Below are 19,587 nucleotides of genomic sequence, written 5' to 3'. Positions count from 1 at the left end.
TGCGGGAGTTTCGTTTTGTCTGTGTGAGTACGTCAGTCGCGCTCGGGGCCGAGACTGATGCCGCGGGAGGCGAGCCACGGAAGGGGATCGATCTTGCTCTCGCCGGGCAGGTGCACCTCGAAGTGCAGGTGCGGGCCGGTGGAGAAGCCGCGGTTACCCATGCGTGCGATCTGATCGCCGGCCATGACCTGCTGGCCCACGGTGACGTCCGAGCTGTCGATGTGGCCGTAGACGGTGATGGTGCCGTCGGCGTGCTGCAGCCGAACCCACATTCCGAAGCCGGCAGCAGGACCGGAATCAATGACTTTGCCGTCGGCGACCGCGAGGATCGGGGTACCGATGGCGTTGGCGATGTCGACGCCGGCGTGCAGAACGCCCCAGCGCTGACCGAAGTTGGAGGTGTACGTGCCCTGGGCCGGAAGCGAGAACAACGGACGACGCGCGGCGGCTTCGCGGGCTGCACGTTCTTCGCTGAAACGCTGACCCTTGGCCAGTAGGTCGCTGAACTGGCTCAGATCGACCGGGTTCGCGACGTTGAGGATCTGCGGTGCGGAGGAGGGGCTTACCTCGGGTGCGGTGTCCGCAGCGAAGTAGGCAGCCTGCGGAACAGCGGTTGCGGCGACGCCGGGGGCTGCGGGGGCAGCGCCTGCGGCGAGAGCTACTTCTTCCGAGACGGCCTGCGTGGCAGGTCCTTCGTCGATGACTGCCTGTCCGGCGGCGACGACGGCTCCCGCAGCGACCGCGAGAACTGCGGCGCGGCCCTTGAGGGCGGTGGGAGGCGTCGGGATGCGGTGGGCACCGCCACGGCGACTGACCGCGACGACGTTCTCCGGGAGAATGCCCTGGGACATGGCGTCGGTGTTTGCGTCGTCAGCGCTGCTGTGCAGCTCACTGTCGTGGTAGCTGTCGGCCGAGCCGTAGTTGCTCGCGAAGTAGTCGTAGCCGGCCGGATCGTGATCGTCGGCTTCGGCTGCCCAGCTGGTCTGCGTCGAGAACACCGTGGGTGCGCTCTCGGTCACCGTGGCCGGCTTGGCGAAGCGGCTGGTGGTGAAAGATGCGCGGTGTTGCGACAAGACCTGCGACCTCCGCTTTCCGTGATCTGCTCGTGACTTAAGACTCGGCAGACGGTAACGAAACGATTGCGGGGTCCGCAAGTTAAACGGCGCATGAACGCACATGTGTGAGATGGCTCACAGAGCGAGCAGGCGTTTTAAGGAGATCGCCAGTGATCTCAAACAACGCTTGTGTACCCGAGCCGTCGTTATCGAAACGCGGCGCGGGATGCCCGCCAAAGATCTCGTCGAAGGATAGCGTCGTCAGCCGTGGCGTCACCATCGCAGATCGGCAGAGTCTCTCCCCGCGTCATTCCGGGCCGAGAGGACGACGGAAAAAGTCCGCGTGCGCTTGCTGTCACCGCAGCAGCGGGGGCAGTTCTCGCTGCTGTAGCCGCAGTCGCTTCGGCGACGTTCGTCGCTGTGCGAGCGACTCAGGGCGATGCACCGCAGGTCGGTGTCGGCCTCGCGTCCCTCGTCTCCGTTGCACCCATCGTGGTGATGGCAGTGCTGGGAGCGATCACGGCACTTCCCCGCCCAGCAGTCGCCGGAGCCCTGACGGCCGGATTCGGCGCAGTCTCGGCAGGCATGGCAGTGCTCGACGTGAGCCTGCTGCGTTCGCCCATCGACGCGAACCGGCTCGAACTGTTCCGTCCCACGACGGCCGGCGCCTTGGAAGCGGGCCCGGGGGCCTACCTCCTCCTCGCTGCTCACACCATCGCGGCTGTGGCCGGACTGTTCGGTCTCGCCGCGATCAACCGGGCGTCGTACGGCGATGGTTACGGACACGCCCGACGGGCCGACTTCGTCGGACGCGCATCGGCCGTGCGGATCGGCGGCGTCCTGACCGTCGTGGCCGTGCTCGGTGCCGTCGCGGCAGGGGCATCGATGTTCGCGCCGCCGTACGTGTCGACCGACTCGATCGTTCTGGTGCCCGCCATCGTCGAAAGCCCGCTCACGACGGGCGTCGGCTCCGGCCTCGTCGCTCTCGCGGCACTGATTGTGGTGGCTGCAGCGTTGGCGTCGGTCTCACCGGGGATTACCGCGGGCGCTATCGGCGGTGCGGGTCTCGGGCTGCTCGGCATCTTCGGCGCCCGCGTCGCCGCAGGATCTGCGTCGGGCTCCGGCATCGACACTTCGGGTTCGGATATCGACGCGTCGGTGGGCGCCTGGGTGGGTCTTACTGGTTCGGCCGCGCTCATCGCTGTCGGTGTGCTTGCACTCCCCGTCGCGGCGCTGAGGGACCGCCCCGGAAAGCCCACCGAAACCGGCCGTGCCATCGACACCGACACCGACACGAGCCAGTCGTCGCGGTGGCACAGCATCGCCGGCCTTGCCGGAGCGTCGGCCGGAGTGCTGCTGATCGCGGGCGGCCTGCTGCCGACGCTCACCGTGCCCGCCGAATTCCCCGAGCCGTCGATTCTGGCAACCCGCAACGCCGTCGTTGCCGGCTTCGTCCTTCTTCTCACGGCCGTACCGCTGTTCTTCTCGCTGTTCGCGGCGACCATTCGTCCCACTCTCGGCGTCCTCGCGGTCGCCGCCGCCGCATCAGGTGCGAACGTCTTGCAGTCGGTCGTCCTCGCTACCGACATCGACGGAATCGGACTTGGCATCGGGGGCGTAGCGACGGTGGTCGGCGTCGTACTCGCCGTCGGGTGCGGTCTGGGGGTTCTCGTTGCGGGCGGTGCCGAACGAGACGACGTCGACACCACCGACTTCGTCTCGCACGGACTAACCGCGGCGGTCGCTCTCACCGGGGCCGTCCTCGCGGCGGCAGGGTTGGCGCTACCGCTGTACCGCGGCGCGGACGTCACTGCGACGTCATTGCTCACGGTGCCCTGGGGTTCGACCGGCGGCTGGGGCTGGGACGCCTGGGGCAACGCCGCGCTGGCGACGACCATCCTGATCGCCGCAGTCGTCGCGGCGCGATCACGACCCGCACGAGGTGCCGCGCTGCTGGCCGGAAGTTTCGTCGCGACCGTCCTCTATCTGACCGGCTGGCTCTTGACGAAAAGCCGCGCACTCGACCCCGTCGTCGGACCCGGGCTTTACCTCGGCGTCGCCGGTGCCGTCATTCTCGGTGCGGCCGCGATACTTTCGGCCCGACGCCCCGGAAAGTGAGGCGTGGGACACATGGCGGCAACCGGTGAGATAGACCACATAGCCTGCATGCGCCCGATGCGGCCGCGGGGCACCTGGATAAAGTCGATCCTCAGACCCGCTCACACCCCTGGAGCGGGCGTCAACGTAGACGAGACGGTGAGCTGATGGATCTCTTCGAATACCAGGCGAAGGAATTGTTCGCCAAGCATGGCGTACCAACGTCCGCAGGTCGTGTCACGGACACGGTCGAGGGCGCAACACGGATCGCCGAGGAAATCGGCAAAGCAGTAATGGTCAAAGCCCAGGTCAAGGTCGGTGGCCGCGGCAAGGCCGGCGGCGTCAAGTACTCCAAGGACGTCGCAGCAGCCACCGAGAACGCACAGTCGATTCTCGGACTCGACATCAAGGGCCACGTCGTCAAGAAGCTTCTCGTTGCAGAAGCCTCCGACATCGCCGAGGAGTACTACATCTCCTTCCTGCTCGACCGCACCAACCGCACCTACCTCGCAATGTGTTCGGTCGAAGGTGGAGTCGAAATCGAGGTGACGGCGGAGGAGAACCCCGACGCACTCGCACGTATCCCGGTCGACGCCGTCAAGGGCGTCGACCTTGCTTTTGCTCGTGAAATCGCCGAAAAGGGCAAGCTTCCCGCCGAGGTGCTCGACGCCGCTGCGGTGACCATCCAGAAGCTGTGGGAGGTCTTCATCAACGAAGATGCGCTTCTGGTCGAGGTCAACCCGCTGGTTCGCACCCCGGACGATCAGATCCTCGCCCTCGACGGCAAGGTGACGCTCGACGCCAACGCAGACTTCCGTCAGGCCGGCCACGCGGACTTCGAGGACAAGGACGCAGCCGATCCCCTCGAGGCCAAGGCCAAAGAGAACGACCTCAACTACGTCAAGCTCGACGGACAGGTCGGCATCATCGGAAACGGTGCCGGACTGGTCATGTCGACCCTCGACGTCGTCGCCTACGCAGGCGAGGCACACGGTGGCGTCAAGCCCGCCAACTTCCTCGACATCGGTGGCGGAGCCTCGGCCGAGGTCATGGCCGCCGGCCTCGACGTCATCCTGGGTGATGAGCAGGTCAAGAGCGTGTTCGTCAACGTCTTCGGCGGGATCACCGCATGCGACGCAGTTGCCAACGGCATCGTCGGCGCACTGAAGAAGCTGGGCGACGACGCCAACAAGCCGCTCGTGGTTCGTCTCGACGGAAACAAGGTCGAAGAGGGACGCAAGATTCTCGCCGACGCCGCGCACCCGCTGGTGACGCTCGCCGGAACCATGGACGAGGGCGCCGACAAGGCCGCCGAGCTGGCAGCGAAGTAGAGGAAACCATGTCTATCTTTCTGAACAAGGACAACAAGGTCATCGTCCAGGGCATCACCGGCGGCGAAGGCACCAAGCACACCGCCCTGATGCTCAAGGCCGGAACTCAGGTCGTCGGCGGCGTCAACGCACGCAAGGCCGGCACCACGGTCAAGCACGTCGACGCACAGGGCAACGACATCGAGCTCCCCGTCTTTGCATCCGTCGCCGAGGCCATGGAGAAGACCGGAGCCGACGTGTCCATCGCGTTCGTGCCGCCGGCATTCTCCAAGGACGCCATCGTCGAAGCAATCGACGCCGAGATCCCGCTGCTCGTCGTCATCACCGAGGGAATCCCCGTGCAGGACTCCGCATACGCGTGGGCCTACAACGTGGAAAAGGGCAAGAAGACCCGCATCATCGGGCCCAACTGCCCCGGAATCATCACCCCCGGTGAAGCACTCGTCGGCATCACGCCCGCCAACATCTCCGGAACCGGCCCCATCGGTCTGGTCTCGAAGTCCGGCACGCTGACCTACCAGATGATGTTCGAGCTTCGTGACTTCGGCTTCTCGACGGCCATCGGCATCGGCGGAGACCCGGTCATCGGTACGACGCACATCGACGCCATCGAGGCGTTCGAAGCCGACCCCGAGACCAAGCTCATCGTCATGATCGGTGAAATCGGCGGCGACGCAGAAGAGCGCGCAGCGGATTACATCAAGGCCAACGTGACCAAGCCAGTCGTCGGCTACGTCGCAGGCTTCACCGCTCCCGAGGGCAAGACCATGGGCCACGCAGGCGCCATCGTCTCCGGATCCCTCGGCACGGCACAGGCCAAGAAGGATGCCCTCGAGGCCGCAGGCGTCAAGGTCGGCAAAACGCCGTCTGAAACCGCCTCCCTCGCACGGGAAATCCTGGAGTCCATGTCGGTCAAGTAAAGTCCGATCACCGAAAAAGCCCGTCGCACTCGCGGCGGGCTTTTTCGTGTGCCCGTTTCGGCATCGATGGCACATTCCAACCGTCTAGGCGTTGGCACGGACCATCGATGCAGCCGGGTTGCCGCCGAATCCTTTCGAATCACGCTGATTTCAAGTGTGTCCATTACTCCGGGTAACGGATTCACTGACTGTCACGACTACCACCGAACATCGCGTATCGACCGGAAACTGGCCTACGGCGCCGACTGAGGTGCTTCGGAAAATCTGGACAGAGGACGACGTGGACTTCTACCGCATCCACGATTTCACCTTGAAGCCGAAACCGCTGAACACCGTCGAACGCCCCAACCCCGAGCTCTTCCAGGGCGGAAATTCCTCTGCTGCGCAGGAGAATGCGGGCCGCTACTCGGACTGGTACTTCAGCAACGGCAAGGACTACGACGGCGTCACCGAGCAACTGGACAACATCCGTCGAGTAGCCCGCGATCACGATCGAGAGGTGAAGCTCGGCCTGAACGCGTTCATCATCGCGCGCGATACGGAGAAGGAAGCGCGGGACACACTGCGCGAGATCATCGACAAGGCGAACAAGCCCGCCGTCGAGGGGTTCAAGGGCGCAGTCCAACAGGCCGGGTCGTCGTCGAAGGACGGCAAGGGCATGTGGGCGGACTCGTCGTTCGAGGACCTCGTTCAGTTACAACGACGGGTTCAAGAGCAAGCTCATCGGAACCCCCGAACAGGTCGCGCATCGAATAGTCGAGTATCGCAACCGCGGCGTCGATTTGATCCTGGGAGGATTCCTGCACTTCCAAGAGGAGATCGAGTGCTTCGGCGCCAAGATCCTGCCTCTGGTGCGGGAGATCGAGGCGGCGTCGAAACTGTCCAAGGCAGGCTGACGAAGAGACTTGGGCGTTGGGTCGGGTCCGTAGGCTAGCGTTGTCTTTCGGACCCGATCTCATTGCTATCGAGGAGTGTGTCATGACCTTTTCACCCGACGGCCCCCGTTCGTCAGGGCCCGGATCCGGCGGTTATGGCAATTACGGCCCCGCCGGTCAGTCGTACGGCAACCAGGCGCCGGGCCGGCAGTCACAGTTCGATCAGGGTCAGCCGCCCGCGCCGTCACAGCAGTACAACCCGCCGCTGGCGTCCGACACCACCACGTCGTTGCCGAAGATCCTCTCGCTGGCCGTGCTTGCCCTCGGCGTCATCAACTTCCTCATCGGACTCGCGGGCCAGTACCACGCGTTCGGAACAGACACCAACTTCTTCCTCGCAGGAAACGGCGACCCCACCTCGGTCGGACTACTGCTGGCGGCCGGTCTCGTCGCAGGTGTCGGACTGCTGCCACGGCAGCCGACGACCGTCGGCATCGCCGCCGCGATGTCCATCGCCGGGTGGCTGGTCCTCGTCTTCCAGGCGTTCAACACCGGCGAAAGTGGGCCGGCGACCGTGCCGATCGAGCTCGGCATCGGCACCGTGGCAATACTCGTTCTCGGATTCGTTCAGTCCGTCTTGGCAGTGGCCGCAACACTTGCACGCGCCGGCCTCATCAAGGCCCCTCGGCCCAAGTCGTCGTCGTACGGTCAGCAGAATTACCCCGGTTTCGGTCAGCCCCAGTCGGGCGGCTACGGGCAGCAGCAGGGCCAGTTCGGCCAGTACGGGCAGCCGCAGCAGCAGTACGGTGGCCCGTCGCAGGGATACGTCCCGCCCACCTACTCCGGACAGCCGTCGCAGAACCAGCCGAATCAGAACACGACAGGTGGCCTCGGCTACCCCGTCGGCACCTCGAACCCCGATGACCGGCAAGGCGGCAGCCACGCCCAGCCGGGTCAGAGCAATCAGTACGGGCAGTCCCAGTACGGTCAGCCTCAGTACGGCCAGTCGCACTACGGCCAGCCAACCAATCCGGTGTCGGCGCCGAACGAGGGAACTCCGGAGCCGCACACCGAGCGCTCCGAGCAATCCCACGGAGACAGCACCCCGCCGTACAGCGCACCGACTCAGGCATTCGGGACAACTCCGTCGGAGGACGACAAGAAGTAGCGTCCGTCCGGCGCGCCTGATCCAAGCGTTCACCGGATGATGCAACGCTCGTAGCCGATGAGCGCCGTACTGAACCAGGAGAAGCAGCGCGCCGGACGCACCGGTCCGCCGCCGCGTCGACAGATCCTCTCGCCTTCGCAGGCCAAATCCCTCGCCCGAGTCGGGTTCCGAATACCGGGACTGCTCCTTGCCGTCATCGCGACGGTCGTGCTCGTCACCTTGGTCTCGGTCAACAGCGACCTCACCGGCACGTTCGGTGCAATCGCCGGTGTGTGGTTCGCGGTTCACCTGGTTCCGCTGAGCATCTCGGGCACATCTCTGGGTGTGTTCCCGCTGCTGCCCACACTCGTACTGGGTGTTGTCGTCGCTCGCAGTGTCGGTAGAACAGTCACCGAATCCTCCACGCGTCGAGAGTGTGCGTGGCTGTTCGGAGCCGCCGTTCTCGGGCCTCTGTTCGTGACGGTTCTCGCCCTTGCGATCGCCGCCGATGCGTCCGCCGCGATCGGTCTGTCGAGTCCCCGCGCTCTCGTTGCGTTCGGCTGGGTCGCCGCGATTCACGCGGTGTCCGCCGCGGTCGGTCTCGTCATCGGGACCTGGGATTCGGCCGCAGTTGTCGAGCGGGTTCCTACGTGGATGCGCGACGTGGTCGGTCCGACCGTTCGCGCCGCGTCGGTACTCGTCGCGGGCGGCGCGGCCATCGTCCTCGCTGCGATGGTGGCGTCCTGGTCGACCATGAGCTCCCTGCTCGAGGCAGGCAACGGATTTGTGGGAGTTCTGGGCCTCACCGTCTTGTCCGTCCTGTATTTACCGAACGTGGTGATCGGGTCGATCGCCGTGGCCGTCGGATCCTCGGCCCATATCGGCGACGTGTCGGTCAGCCAGTTCGGCACCGTCGGGGGACCGGTTCCGCCCCTTCCCGTGCTGGCCGTTCTGCCCGAGGGCGCCGCTCAGCCCGTGTGGATGCTGATGCTGATCGTTCCCGTCACGGCCGGTGTGTTCCTGGGGCGCGACTGTGCCCGGCGCACCGTCGTCCTGTCGCATGCATTGTCGTCGGTGTGGACGGGAGCCGGGATGGTCGGTGTCGCGGCACTGATCGTCGGTTTCGCCGCAGGCGGCAACCTCGGAACCTTCGGCACCGTCCAGGTGACTGCGTGGTCTCTCGGTCTCCTGACGTTCGCCTGGCTCGCCGTCGTGGGTAGCGTCGTCGCCGCCGTCACCGCCTGGCGAGGAGATCAGACCGAGCAAGAAGCCGAGGCCGAACCCGGAGCAACGCCGGTCCCCGTCGACCACGCTGTCGTGCCGGCCATCACCGAGGTCGCCGAGTCGGAATCGTCCGATCTCACCGCAGCTGCCGAGAGCGAATCGGCCCCGGCAGCTGTCGTCGAGGCCGAAGTGGTCGATGCACTTGACGACGAAGACGCGGTCCCCGCCGAGGTCATGACGCCGGAAGCGGCGACCGAGGACGAGCCACCACTCGACGTCGAGGTCGTGGGCAGCGAGGTCGTGGGCAGCGAGATCGCGGGCAGCGAGGTCGTGGGCAGCATGACGACCGAGGACCTCCCCGACAAGCCACAGAGCGCCAACGACTAGTCTGGGTTGGCCCTGAAGAGACAACGGGCGCCCCCGACGAAAAGACGTAGGAGAAGTGCGCTGACTGCCTCGCGTGAGCACCCAGCACGAGTCGTCGTCCTCGCTTCGGGCACCGGCTCGCTGCTGGAGTCGTTGATCGCGGCAACGCGCGACGACAGCTATCCCGCACGCATCGTCGCCGTCGGAGTCGACCGCGACTGCAACGCCGCCCGCCACGCACATTCCGCGGGTATCCCGCACTTCCGCGTCGGACTCCGCGACCATTCGAACCGGGCCGAATGGGACGCCGCACTCACCGACGCCGCTGCCGCACACCAGCCCGACCTGGTCGTCACTGCAGGCTTCATGAAGATTCTCGGCCCCCGGTTCCTCGACGCCTTCGCCGGCCGCATCGTCAACACGCATCCCGCGCTGCTGCCGTCGTTCCCCGGCGCGCACGCCGTCGAAGATGCGCTCGCGTACGGCGTCACACTGACCGGGTCGACGGTGCATCTCGTCGATGCCGGCGTCGATACCGGGCCGATTCTGGCCCAGGAAGCTGTACCCGTGCTCGCCGGTGACGATCGAGAGTCACTGCACGAGCGCATCAAAACCGTGGAACGACGACTGCTGGTCGATGTCATTGCCGCAGTTGCCACCCGAGGTGTTGTCACCGATGGACGAAAGGCCCAGATCCAACCATGAGCGAACGTAAAGCAGTGCGCCGCGCGCTGGTCAGTGTCTACGACAAGACCGGACTGATCGAGCTCGCGACCGGCTTGCACAATGCAGGCGTCGCTCTGGTCTCCACCGGGTCGACGGCGTCCAAGATCGCCGACGCGGGCATCCCCGTCACCAAGGTCGAGGAGCTCACCGGCTTCCCCGAGACCCTCGACGGTCGCGTCAAGACCCTGCACCCGAAGGTGCACGCGGGCGTCCTGGCCGACACTCGTCGCCCCGAGCACCTGCAGCAGCTCGAAGAATTGGGTGTCGAGGCGTTCGAGCTGGTGGTCGTCAACCTCTACCCCTTCACCGACACCGTTGCCAGCGGAGCGACGCCCGACGAGTGCGTCGAGCAGATCGACATCGGCGGACCGTCCATGGTGCGCGCCGCGGCCAAGAATCATCCGTCGGTGGCCGTGGTCGTCGACCCGGCTCGCTACGACGATGTTCTGACCGCGGTGGCAGGTGGCGGTTTCACTCTCGCCGAACGCACTTCGCTTGCCGCCCAGGCATTTCAGCACACCGCTGCCTACGATGTCGCGGTTGCGTCGTGGATGAGCAGTGTGCTCGTCGACAGTCCCGACACGCAGTTTCCCGAGTGGATCGGCGGAACGTGGGATCGCTCGGCAGTGCTTCGATACGGCGAGAACCCGCACCAGGCGGCTGCCCTGTACGTCAGCCCGGCGGGGTCCGGCATTGCGCAGGCCGAGCAGCTTCACGGTAAAGAGATGTCGTACAACAACTTCACCGACGCCGACGCAGCCTGGCGTGCTGCCTTCGATCACGACGACTTCTGCGTCGCGATCATCAAGCACGCCAACCCGTGCGGCATCGCAATCGGAGCCGACATCGCCGAAGCGCACCGCAAGGCGCACGCCTGCGACCCGGTCAGCGCGTACGGCGGCGTCATCGCAGCCAACCGCGAGGTGACGGTCGAGATGGCCGAGCAGGTCGCCGAGATCTTCACCGAGGTGGTCATCGCACCGTCCTACGCCGACGGCGCTCTAGGAGTTCTGCAGCGCAAGAAGAACGTTCGCGTCCTCCTCGCGACCCCGCCGTCTGCGCAGGGTGTGGAACTCAAGCCCATTTCGGGCGGCGCGCTCCTGCAGCAACGCGATGCCATCGACGCCGACGGCGACAACCCGGCCAACTGGACCCTCGCAGCCGGTGAAGCAGCAGACGAGCAGACTCTGAAGGACCTCGAATTCGCTTGGCGCGCTGGGCGAGCCGTCAAGTCCAACGCGATCCTTCTGGCCAAGGACGGCGCGTCCGTCGGCGTCGGGATGGGTCAGGTCAACCGCGTCGACGCAGCCCACCTCGCAGTCCAGCGCGCAGGCGACCGCGTCGAAGGATCCGTCGCGTCTTCGGATGCCTTCTTCCCGTTCCCCGACGGCCTCCAGGTGCTGCTCAACGCCGGCGTCAAAGCCGTCGTGCAGCCCGGCGGCAGCGTCCGCGACAACGAAGTCATCGCCGCCGCCCAGGACGCGGGTGTGACGCTCTACCTCACCGGCTCGCGGCACTTCGCGCACTGACCCCCGATTTCGCACTTGTGCAGCCCTGTACACCTCTTTTGGCTGCACAAGTGCGAAATCGTCAGGTGTGGATCACTTTTCCGGCCGTCCACAGTTTCGAAGTCGCGATCTTTTCGGTCGGTTAACGATGCAATCGTGAGTGAGTGCATTTTGACAGTCCATTCAGGGGATCACACGCAGTTCGAGACGGCAGGCTGACGCGTCATCGACTCGCATACGACTTTCGGCGTCTTCATCGCGATGTGTACGTCCGAAAAGGCGTCGTAGTCGATGCAGTCGTCAGAGCTCACGCGTCGCATGTGTTCGCGTCGGGACCTGCGGTGTCGTGTGGGCTTTCAGCGGCAGCACTGCATGGCGCCGCATGGATCGACCCGGATCTACCTTCGGAATTGGTGTGGGGCGGACGGAAACGGCAACTCGACGGTTTGCTGATCCGCTATGACAGTCTGCGCTGTGACGAGGTCACCCGGGTAGGTGGACTCGACGTGACCACTGTTGCGCGAACGATGTTCGACTTGGCTCGCCGGCTTCCCAGGTTGCAGGCCGTGCAGATACTGGACTCGTTGGTGCGGGCCACCGGGGTGGACACCGGGCAGGTCCAGTCGCTGATCGAGAAGCGTTCCGGTTCTGCAGGCGTCGCTCTCGCAAGGCGAATTCTGCCCGTGGTCGATGGCGGGTCGGAATCACCGCAGGAGTCCGCAACACGTCTGCTGCTCGTCGATGCCGGTTTGCCGACACCCTCGACGCAGATACCGGTGATCGACGCGAACGGACGAGTGTTCGCGCGCTGCGACATCGGCTGGCCGCGGTGGAAGGTCGTCGTGGAGTACGACGGCGTCCACCACTGGACGTCCGAGCGTCAGCGGACCTGGGATATCGAGCGGTACGACCGGCTCGAGCAAGCCGGCTGGTTGGTGGTGCGAGTCAACTCCGAGCAGTTACGGCTGCGACCGGACCAGGTCGTAGCCCGGGTTCGCGCCAAGTTACGCCTCGCCGGGGCGCCTGTCTGACGTCCCCGCACTTGTGCAGACGAAACCGCCTCACTCGTCTGCACAAGTGCGAAACCGGGACGAAGGTGCACAAACGTGCGAACGCTCGTAGCTTGGAGGCGTGACCTCTAATCAACCTGGCATCACCACTGTCGGCGAGTTGCGCGCGTCCGGACACGTGCAGCGTTCAGTCAAAGACGAACTCCGGGAAAACCTGTTGGGTGCGTTGCGTGAGGGCAGGGATCCGTGGCCGGGCATTCTCGGCTTCGGCAAGACTGTGCTGCCGCAGTTCGAACGTGCGATTCTTGCTGGTCACGACGTCGTGCTGCTCGGTGAGCGCGGTCAGGGCAAGACTCGTCTGCTGCGTACCTTGAACTTGTTGCTCGACGAGTGGGCTCCGGTCATCGAGGGTTCCGAGCTCGGGGAGCATCCGTACGATCCCATCACTCCGGCCAGCATTCGACGGGCCGGAGAACTGGGCGAGAACCTTCCCGTTGCGTGGCGTCATCGCAGTGAGCGGTACGCCGAGAAGCTGGCTACTCCGGATACCTCGGTGGCCGACCTGGTCGGTGACGTCGATCCGGTGAAGGTGGCGGAGGGGCGCAGCCTGGGCGATCCGGAGACCATCCACTTCGGTCTTGTGCCGCGCAGCCACCGTGGCATTGTCGCGATCAACGAGCTCCCCGACCTCGCCGAGCGCATTCAGGTGTCCCTGTTGAACGTCATGGAGGAACGCGACGTTCAGGTGCGCGGCTACACGCTGCGGCTACCTCTCGATGTGCTACTCGTGGCGAGCGCGAACCCTGAGGACTACACCAACCGTGGCCGCATTATCACGCCGCTGAAGGATCGTTTCGGCGCGGAGATCCGGACGCACTACCCGCATGCGCTGGCCGACGAGATCTCCGTCATCGAGCAGGAGGCCGAACTGCCTGCTGTCGTGCCGTCGTACCTGATCGAGGTTCTCGCTCGGTTCACCCGGTTGCTGCGCGAATCGCCGTCGGTCGATCAGCGCTCCGGTGTCTCGGCGCGTTTCGCCATTGCTGCGGCGGAGACCATCGCTGCCGCGGCAACACATCGCGCGGCCGTTCTCGGTGAGGGCGACGCCGTAGCCCGGCCGGTCGATCTGGGAACCATCATCGAGGTGCTCCGGGGCAAGGTGGAGTTCGAGTCCGGTGAGGAGGGCCGCGAGGTGGAGGTGCTCGAACACCTGCTGCGCCGCGCGACGGCCGACACCGTGCGGGAGCGGTTGGGCGGAATCAACCTGGGGCCGTTGGTGTCTGCGATCGAGCAGGGTGAGCCCGTCGTCACGGGTGACCGGATCACCGCCAAGGCGTTGCTGGGCGAGCTCCCTGACCTCGAGGTTCTCGACGAGATCTCGGGCCGACTGGGTGCATCATCCGACGGTGAGCGGGCGTCGGCGATCGAACTTGCACTGGAAGGGCTGTACCTGGCCCGGCGGATCGCGAAGGACCCCGACGAAGACGGACAGACGGTGTACAGCTGATGCCGGCCAGCAGATACGGGCGTTATCACGGTGGGCCTGATCCGCTGGCCCCACCGGTCGATCTGCGTGAAGCGCTCGAATCGATCGGCAACGACGTGTTGGAAGGCGCGTCCCCACGGCGAGCTCTGCAGGAAATGCTCAGGCGCGGGACCGACAACATGCGTGGTCTCGACGATCTGGCCGCGGAGGCGAATCGGCGTCGACGAGAGTTGTTGCGCAAGAACAACCTGGACGGAACCTTGCAGGAGGTTCGCGAACTGCTCGACAAGGCGGTGCTCGAGGAGCGCAAGACTCTCGCGCGGGCGCTGGACGACGATGCGCGGTTCCAGGAGATGCAAATCGGTGATCTGTCGCCGTCGACGGCTCAGGCGGTGCAGGAACTCGCCGACTACCACTGGCGTTCGTCCGAGGCCCGGGAGAACTACGAAAAGATCAAGGACCTTCTCGGACGCGAAATGCTCGACCAGCGTTTCGCGGGCATGAAGAACGCTCTCGAGAACGCGACCGACGACGATCGGCAGGCCATCAGCGACATGCTGAAGGACCTGAACGAGCTTCTCGCCAAACACAATCGAGGCGAGGACACCGACGAGGACTTCGCCGATTTCATGCGCAAGCACGGCGATCACTTCCCGGAGAATCCACAGAACGTCGACGAGCTTCTCGACTCCCTCGCGCAGCGGGCGGCTGCTGCTCAGCGGCTCCGCAACTCGCTGAGTTCGCAGCAGCGTGCCGAACTCGACGCGCTCGCACAGCAGGCCTTCGGGGATTCGAACCTGTTGTCACAGCTCGATCAACTCGATCAGAACCTGCAGCAGGCGAGGCCGGGGGAGGACTGGGACGGATCGCAGAACTTTCGCGGCGAGAACGGTATGGGTCTCGGCGACGGTACCGGCGCGCTGCAGGACATCGCCGACCTCGAGAACCTGGGCAACCAGCTGTCGCAGCAGTACAACGGCGCGGCTCTCGACGATATCGACGCCGAATCGCTTCTGAAGCAGCTCGGGCCGGAGGCGGCGGCCGACGCAAGGCTGCTTTCCGATCTCGAAAAGGCCCTGCAGCAACAGGGTTTCATGGACAAGGGTGCCGACGGTCAGTGGCGCCTGTCTCCGAAAGCGATGCGTCAGCTGGGGCAGTCGGCGCTGAAGGATGTGGCCGGCAAGATCTCTCGACGCGGCGGAGAGCGGGATACCCGCAAGGCCGGTGCGATGGGAGAGCCGACCGGTGCGTCACGGGCCTGGGAGTTCGGTGACACCGAGCCGTGGGACGTGACGCGCACCGTCAACAACGCGGTGCTGCGTACCGCGGCCGAGGGCTCGACGTTCCCGGTTCGCCTGCAGGTCACCGATGTCGAGATCAGCGAAACGGAGACGCGTACTCAGGCGGCGGTGGCGCTGCTGGTGGACACCTCGTTTTCGATGGTGATGGACGGGCGGTGGGTGCCGATGAAGCGGACCGCCCTGGCTCTGAACCACTTGGTCAGCACCAGATTCCGCGGGGACGATCTGCAGCTCATCGGGTTCGGCAGGCACGCGCAGAAGTTGACGGCCTCCGAGCTGGCGGGTCTCGACGGTGCCTACGATCAGGGTACGAATTTGCACCACGCGCTGCTGCTTGCGGCGAGGCATCTGCGTCGACACCCCAATGCGCAGCCGGTGGTGCTGATCGTGACCGACGGTGAACCCACCGCGCATCTCGAGCCCGACGGGCATGCGTTCTTCGACTATCCGCCGCATCCTCGGACGCTCGGGCTGACGGTGCGCGAGCTGGATACGATCGCAAAACTCGGCGCGCAGGTGACGATTTTCCGCCTTGGCGACGATCCAGGTCTGGCTCGGGTGGTCGACCGAATGGCGGAGCGTGTCGGGGGCCGCGTCATCGCACCGGACCTCGACGGGCTCGGCGCTGCGGTGGTGAGCGACTACCTGAAACGTCGTCGCAAGGGCTAGGTTTTGCTCACCTTGATACCGACGCCGCCCCAGAAAGCAAAGCCGGTCACGATGATGCGCGGTGCGTGGGTAGCGCCGACCTGGCTGAGGTGGTCGAACCCGCCCATGATGCCTGCGCCGCGCACCTCGACGCTGACGTTGCGCGGCACGATGATGTCGATACCGCCCATGATCGCGATGCAATTGACGGTGACGACGTCGGAGGTGAAACGGGCTCGGGAGAAGTCGATGTCGCCGCCGCCCCAGAATGCGACGGCGTCGATGCGCGGTGCGACGGTCCACTCGCCCTTGCGGGTGAAGCCGCTCATGATCGCGATGGCGCGGTCGGTATTCGGCCCCGGCGCCGCGGTGGGCACGGGTGGGGACAACACCAGATCGCTGGTGAGCACGTCGAGTTCGCCGTAGGTCTGCGCGCGATACGCCGATGCGGTGCGCTCGTCGTATTCGGCGAGGCTGAGTTGGCCGTCTGCGAGTGCGTCGCTGAGGAGCTTCGCGACGAGATTGCGGTCGGCGTCGGCGGCTCGAACGGACGCTCGGTGCGGGTCGGGCAGCTGATCACTCACCCGAGTCAGGCTACTAGGCCGCGTTGACGATTTCTCGGTCTCCGAGCGGACGCTGCAGCGTCATCTGCATGGTTCCGTAGACGGCCACCATGATGCACGATTTGTCGGCGGCTTCCGGCAAGGTTCCGGTGTGCAGGGCGATGATCACTTCGGTGTCGGTTTCGGTGACATGCGCCTGCGCGCCATAGCACTCGGGGGTGCCGGTCACGAAGTGGATCGCGATCGTGTTGGGAGAGACGTGGCTCCAAGACTCGAACGGAGTGGCCGTCGCGCGCACGAGGCCGGGCGTCGACTGGAACATGGTGCCCACTTCGCCGACGGGTACTTCGACGGGGACGGGCGGGGAGCTCGGGCTGCGCAGCAAGTCGGCGGAGGCGGCGGGTGCGGCACTGCTGGTGGGCTCGATGTCGTCACCGCCGCCGTCGGTCGTTCCGCTGGAACAGCCGACCAGCAGGATGCACGCCAGTACTCCTGCAGTCAGAAACCTCATCCCTCCAAGGTAGCGCCGTGAGCTGAGGAGAACCTTTGGGACCACAACTTCAGGCCAGGAGTGCGGTGACGAGGCCGATCACCGGTATCGAGACGATGGTCGTGACGAGGGCCGTGTCGCGAGCGAGCACGACGCCGCGGTTGTAGCGGTTCGCGAACACGAATACGTTCTGCGCGGTGGGGAGTGCCGAGATGACCGTGATCGCGAAGAGATCGCGCCCTTCGAGACCCATCACGTGGGCCATGCCGAACCCGAGCAACGGTTGCACGACCATCTTGAGGGTCGACGCCAATGCGACGTCCCGACGTGGGCTGACGCCCTTCTGCAGCACCCGGGTGCCGTACAGCGATAGCCCGAAGGCGAGAAGGGCACCAGGAACCGCCGCACCGCCGACCAGATCGAAGGGCTGCATCAGAGCTTCGGGGAGCTCGACGCCGCTGATCGAGAGGGCGAGACCGGCGGCGCCGGCGACGACGATGGGGTTCCTGAACGGGCTCGCGACGATGTTCTTGATCGAAACCTTCCCGCCCCTGGTGGACAGGTCGAGAATCGTCAGCGCCATCGGCGAGTAGATCATGACCTGGAACAGCAACAGCGGGGCGACGAAGTTGGCGTCACCGAGTACGAAGACGGCGATGGGGATACCGAGGTTGGCGGCATTGACGTACGAGGCGGACAGTCCGCCGATTGCCGCTTCCGGCACCGCGCGCTTCAGCGCGAGTTTGGCGATGATGAAGTACAGCGCGCCGACGAGTAGGGCCGTCGTGCCCGCGACGACGAGGATCGGGGACAGAATGACCGACAGATCCGACGTTCCGAGGGTGACGAACAGCAGGGCGGGGGTCGCGACGAAGAACACCAGCCGGCTGAGGACGAATTGACCGTGCTCGCCGAGCACTTCGAAGCGCGCCAGCATGTAGCCGAGCGCGATGACAACGAAGATGACGGTGAAGCCTTCGAGAACACCGGACATGGAAGCTCAGGGTCTCGTTTCTGATCGACAGGGCGAGGAGTCGGACCAAACTCTAGTGTTCATGCAGAAAGGCCACGCACTCCAGGTGGAGTGCGTGGCCTTTCCGGCAAGAAGTTTTCAGCGGCTGGTGAAGGGCAGCAAAGCCATTTCACGAGCGTTCTTCACCGCGACGGCGACCTGACGCTGCTGCTGCGGCGTGAGGCCGGTGACGCGGCGGCTACGAATCTTGCCGCGGTCGGAAATGAACTGACGAAGAAGGTTGATGTCCTTGTAGTCCACCGTGGTGACCTTGGCGGCATTCAACGGGTTCTTCTTCGGTCGACGGCCTGCTTCGGCGCGGACCTTCTTCGACGGTGCTCTCTTTACTGCCATCTTCGTTCCTGTTCCTTACCAGCTCGACTTGTGGACGCCTGGCAGCTCCCCGCGGTGAGCCATCTCGCGAACATTGATGCGAGAAAGTCCAAATTTCCGTAGGTGGCCGCGCGGACGTCCATCCGCAGCGTCACGATTGCGCAATCGTACCGGACTCGAGTCGCGCGGTAGACGCTGCAGTGCCGTCTGGGCCTCCGCGCGCTCGGAATCGGAGGTCGAAGGCCTGCGGATGGTCTCCTTGAGCTCGCTGCGACGCGCCGCCCAGCGTGCGACGACGACCTTGCGCTGCTCGTTCTTGGCAATCTTCGATTTCTTGGCCATCTCAGCGCTCCTCACGGAAATCGACATGCTTGCGGACGACGGGGTCGTACTTCTTCATGACCATTCGGTCGGGGTTGTTCCGCCGGTTCTTCCTGGTCACATAGGTGTAACCGGTGCCTGCGGTCGACTTGAGCTTGATGATCGGACGGACGTCCGTGCTTTTCCCCATCAGAGCTTCTCCCCGCGGGCGGTCAGCTTGGAGACGACTGCGTCGATGCCGTCACGGTCGATGGTCTTGATGCCCTTCGCCGACAGGGTCAGTGTGACCCGGCGGCCGAGGCTCGGCACGAAGTACGTCTTCTTCTGGATGTTCGGATCCCAGCGGCGGCTGGTCCTGACGTGGGAGTGGGAGACGGACTTGCCGAAACCCGGCTTCCTTCCCGTCACCTGGCAGTGCGCGGACATGCGCGCTCCTCTCTAGCTGTTATGACAATCATTTTCGACAAAGCGATCGTTCGAATGTAGCGTGCTTCTTCAGGGAATGACAATCGTTGTCGAAAGAAGGGTGCTCGTGAATCTCGTGGACGGTCGTACACCGCTCGTACTCGTGTCGGGCTGGACCGGCGCAATGGACGCGGTCGTGGGTTCGCTCCTCGCGCCGGGGACCGTGGCAGTCAGGCACGACCTCCGTCAGGTGTACGAAGGAGTGGTTCGCCGCACCCTCTACACGGCCGACGCTCCGCCGCGCGAAACCGTGCTCGAACTCGCGCACGGCTGCGTCTCGTGCACACTCCGCGAAGACCTGCTGCCGCTTCTGCGCAAACTAGCCGCCCGCAGCACCGTCGACCGCATCGTCATCGCCATGGATCCGACGCTCGAACCCGAGGCGCTGTGCTGGGCTGTCGAGAACGTCGTCGTCGCAGACGTGGTCGGACAGGTGGATGGCCCCGCGTCCCGTGACGTGCGCATCGACGCCGTCGTCACCTGCCTCGACGCGTCGACCTGGCTGACGGACGCCACCGGCGACGACGCGCTCGCCGACCGCGGCATCGTCGCGAGCGGGGACGACGACAGAACGGTCGCCCAGGTCGTCGTCGGCCAGGTCGACTACGCCGACGCGCTCGTCGTCAGCGCCGGTCCCGAGGTAGAGGGATGGGAGAGGGCGAAACTGGCCGCGGTGCTCGCGCGCCTCGCGCCGGGCGCGCCGATGGCG

General features: G+C 65.2%; 19 protein-coding genes and 1 pseudogene. 12 read left to right on the top strand and 8 right to left on the bottom strand.

What is annotated here, in order from left to right; translation table 11 throughout:
• Window positions 1–32: 32 nt before the first annotated feature.
• The gene (locus WBQ44_RS01025; protein ID WP_495564875.1) at window positions 33–1,073 is read right to left on the bottom strand and encodes a M23 family metallopeptidase; all 1,041 of its coding nucleotides are present in this window, start codon (window positions 1,071–1,073) and stop codon (window positions 33–35) included.
• A 249-nt stretch (window positions 1,074–1,322) separates the two neighbouring features.
• On the opposite strand from WBQ44_RS01025, the gene WBQ44_RS01020 reads away from it, so the two are divergent.
• The 11 genes and pseudogenes from WBQ44_RS01020 to WBQ44_RS00970 all read left to right on the top strand — a co-directional run bounded on the left by WBQ44_RS01020 (window position 1,323) and on the right by WBQ44_RS00970 (window position 15,715).
• Window positions 1,323–3,173 carry a hypothetical protein gene (locus WBQ44_RS01020; protein ID WP_495564874.1) on the top strand — a complete coding sequence of 617 codons (1,851 nt, stop codon included), beginning with the start codon at window positions 1,323–1,325 and terminating at the stop codon, window positions 3,171–3,173.
• 146 nt (window positions 3,174–3,319) lie between these two features.
• Window positions 3,320–4,483: an ADP-forming succinate--CoA ligase subunit beta gene (gene sucC, locus WBQ44_RS01015; protein WP_495564873.1), complete on the top strand. Its 1,164-nt coding sequence runs from the start codon at window positions 3,320–3,322 to the stop codon at window positions 4,481–4,483.
• Between the two features lie 8 nt (window positions 4,484–4,491).
• Window positions 4,492–5,403, top strand: coding sequence for a succinate--CoA ligase subunit alpha (gene sucD, locus WBQ44_RS01010; protein WP_495564872.1), 912 nt, complete (start codon window positions 4,492–4,494; stop codon window positions 5,401–5,403).
• Between the two features lie 247 nt (window positions 5,404–5,650).
• Window positions 5,651–6,299: pseudogene (locus WBQ44_RS01005) on the top strand (LLM class flavin-dependent oxidoreductase); the annotation flags it as partial.
• Window positions 6,300–6,381: 82 nt separating this feature from the next.
• Window positions 6,382–7,446, top strand: coding sequence for a DUF5336 domain-containing protein (locus WBQ44_RS01000; RefSeq protein ID WP_495564871.1), 1,065 nt, complete (start codon window positions 6,382–6,384; stop codon window positions 7,444–7,446).
• A 57-nt stretch (window positions 7,447–7,503) separates the two neighbouring features.
• A complete protein-coding gene (locus tag WBQ44_RS00995) occupies window positions 7,504–9,036 on the top strand; it encodes a cell division protein PerM (RefSeq protein WP_495564870.1) in 1,533 nt (510 codons plus the stop codon).
• Between the two features lie 60 nt (window positions 9,037–9,096).
• Complete coding sequence (purN, locus tag WBQ44_RS00990) at window positions 9,097–9,720, top strand: phosphoribosylglycinamide formyltransferase (protein WP_495564894.1); 624 nt, start codon at window positions 9,097–9,099, stop codon at window positions 9,718–9,720.
• On the top strand, window positions 9,717–11,270 hold the full coding sequence (purH, locus tag WBQ44_RS00985; protein WP_495564869.1) for a bifunctional phosphoribosylaminoimidazolecarboxamide formyltransferase/IMP cyclohydrolase: 1,554 nt from the start codon (window positions 9,717–9,719) through the stop codon (window positions 11,268–11,270). The genes purN and purH overlap by 4 nt, the downstream gene beginning before the upstream one ends.
• A 242-nt stretch (window positions 11,271–11,512) precedes the next feature.
• Window positions 11,513–12,280: a DUF559 domain-containing protein gene (locus tag WBQ44_RS00980; protein WP_495564868.1), complete on the top strand. Its 768-nt coding sequence runs from the start codon at window positions 11,513–11,515 to the stop codon at window positions 12,278–12,280.
• 100 nt (window positions 12,281–12,380) lie between these two features.
• Window positions 12,381–13,766 carry a sigma 54-interacting transcriptional regulator gene (locus WBQ44_RS00975; protein WP_495564867.1) on the top strand — a complete coding sequence of 462 codons (1,386 nt, stop codon included), beginning with the start codon at window positions 12,381–12,383 and terminating at the stop codon, window positions 13,764–13,766.
• Entirely contained in the window at window positions 13,766–15,715 is a 1,950-nt protein-coding gene (locus WBQ44_RS00970; RefSeq protein WP_495564866.1) for a vWA domain-containing protein, read from the top strand. Before WBQ44_RS00975 ends, WBQ44_RS00970 begins: the two co-directional genes overlap by 1 nt.
• Here WBQ44_RS00970 and WBQ44_RS00965 read toward each other — a convergent pair.
• The 7 genes from WBQ44_RS00965 to rpmB all read right to left on the bottom strand — a co-directional run bounded on the left by WBQ44_RS00965 (window position 15,712) and on the right by rpmB (window position 18,839).
• Complete coding sequence (locus WBQ44_RS00965; protein ID WP_495564865.1) at window positions 15,712–16,278, bottom strand: DUF1707 SHOCT-like domain-containing protein; 567 nt, start codon at window positions 16,276–16,278, stop codon at window positions 15,712–15,714. The genes WBQ44_RS00970 and WBQ44_RS00965 overlap by 4 nt on opposite strands.
• Before the next feature lie 13 nt (window positions 16,279–16,291).
• Complete coding sequence (locus WBQ44_RS00960) at window positions 16,292–16,768, bottom strand: hypothetical protein (RefSeq protein ID WP_495564864.1); 477 nt, start codon at window positions 16,766–16,768, stop codon at window positions 16,292–16,294.
• Between the two features lie 49 nt (window positions 16,769–16,817).
• Entirely contained in the window at window positions 16,818–17,741 is a 924-nt protein-coding gene (locus WBQ44_RS00955; protein ID WP_495564863.1) for an AEC family transporter, read from the bottom strand.
• 117 nt (window positions 17,742–17,858) lie between these two features.
• Window positions 17,859–18,113 (bottom strand): 30S ribosomal protein S18, encoded by a 255-nt coding sequence (gene rpsR, locus WBQ44_RS00950; protein ID WP_008719028.1) that lies wholly within the window; start codon window positions 18,111–18,113, stop codon window positions 17,859–17,861.
• A 15-nt stretch (window positions 18,114–18,128) separates the two neighbouring features.
• Complete coding sequence (rpsN, locus tag WBQ44_RS00945) at window positions 18,129–18,434, bottom strand: 30S ribosomal protein S14 (RefSeq protein WP_495564862.1); 306 nt, start codon at window positions 18,432–18,434, stop codon at window positions 18,129–18,131.
• Between the two features lies 1 nt (window position 18,435).
• Window positions 18,436–18,606 (bottom strand): 50S ribosomal protein L33, encoded by a 171-nt coding sequence (gene rpmG / locus WBQ44_RS00940; RefSeq protein WP_495564893.1) that lies wholly within the window; start codon window positions 18,604–18,606, stop codon window positions 18,436–18,438.
• Complete coding sequence (rpmB, locus tag WBQ44_RS00935; RefSeq protein WP_495564861.1) at window positions 18,603–18,839, bottom strand: 50S ribosomal protein L28; 237 nt, start codon at window positions 18,837–18,839, stop codon at window positions 18,603–18,605. Before rpmB ends, rpmG begins: the two co-directional genes overlap by 4 nt.
• 115 nt (window positions 18,840–18,954) lie before the next feature.
• Between rpmB and WBQ44_RS00930 the strand changes: the two genes are divergently transcribed.
• The coding region (locus tag WBQ44_RS00930; RefSeq protein WP_495564892.1) for a GTP-binding protein at window positions 18,955–19,587 on the top strand (633 nt) is incomplete at its 3' end.

Source organism: Rhodococcus sp. (in: high G+C Gram-positive bacteria) (assembly GCF_049591685.1).
Classification (GTDB): domain Bacteria; phylum Actinomycetota; class Actinomycetes; order Mycobacteriales; family Mycobacteriaceae; genus Rhodococcoides.
The sequence above is the reverse complement of the archived record's forward strand: the minus strand, read 5'-3'. Positions and strand labels throughout refer to the sequence as shown.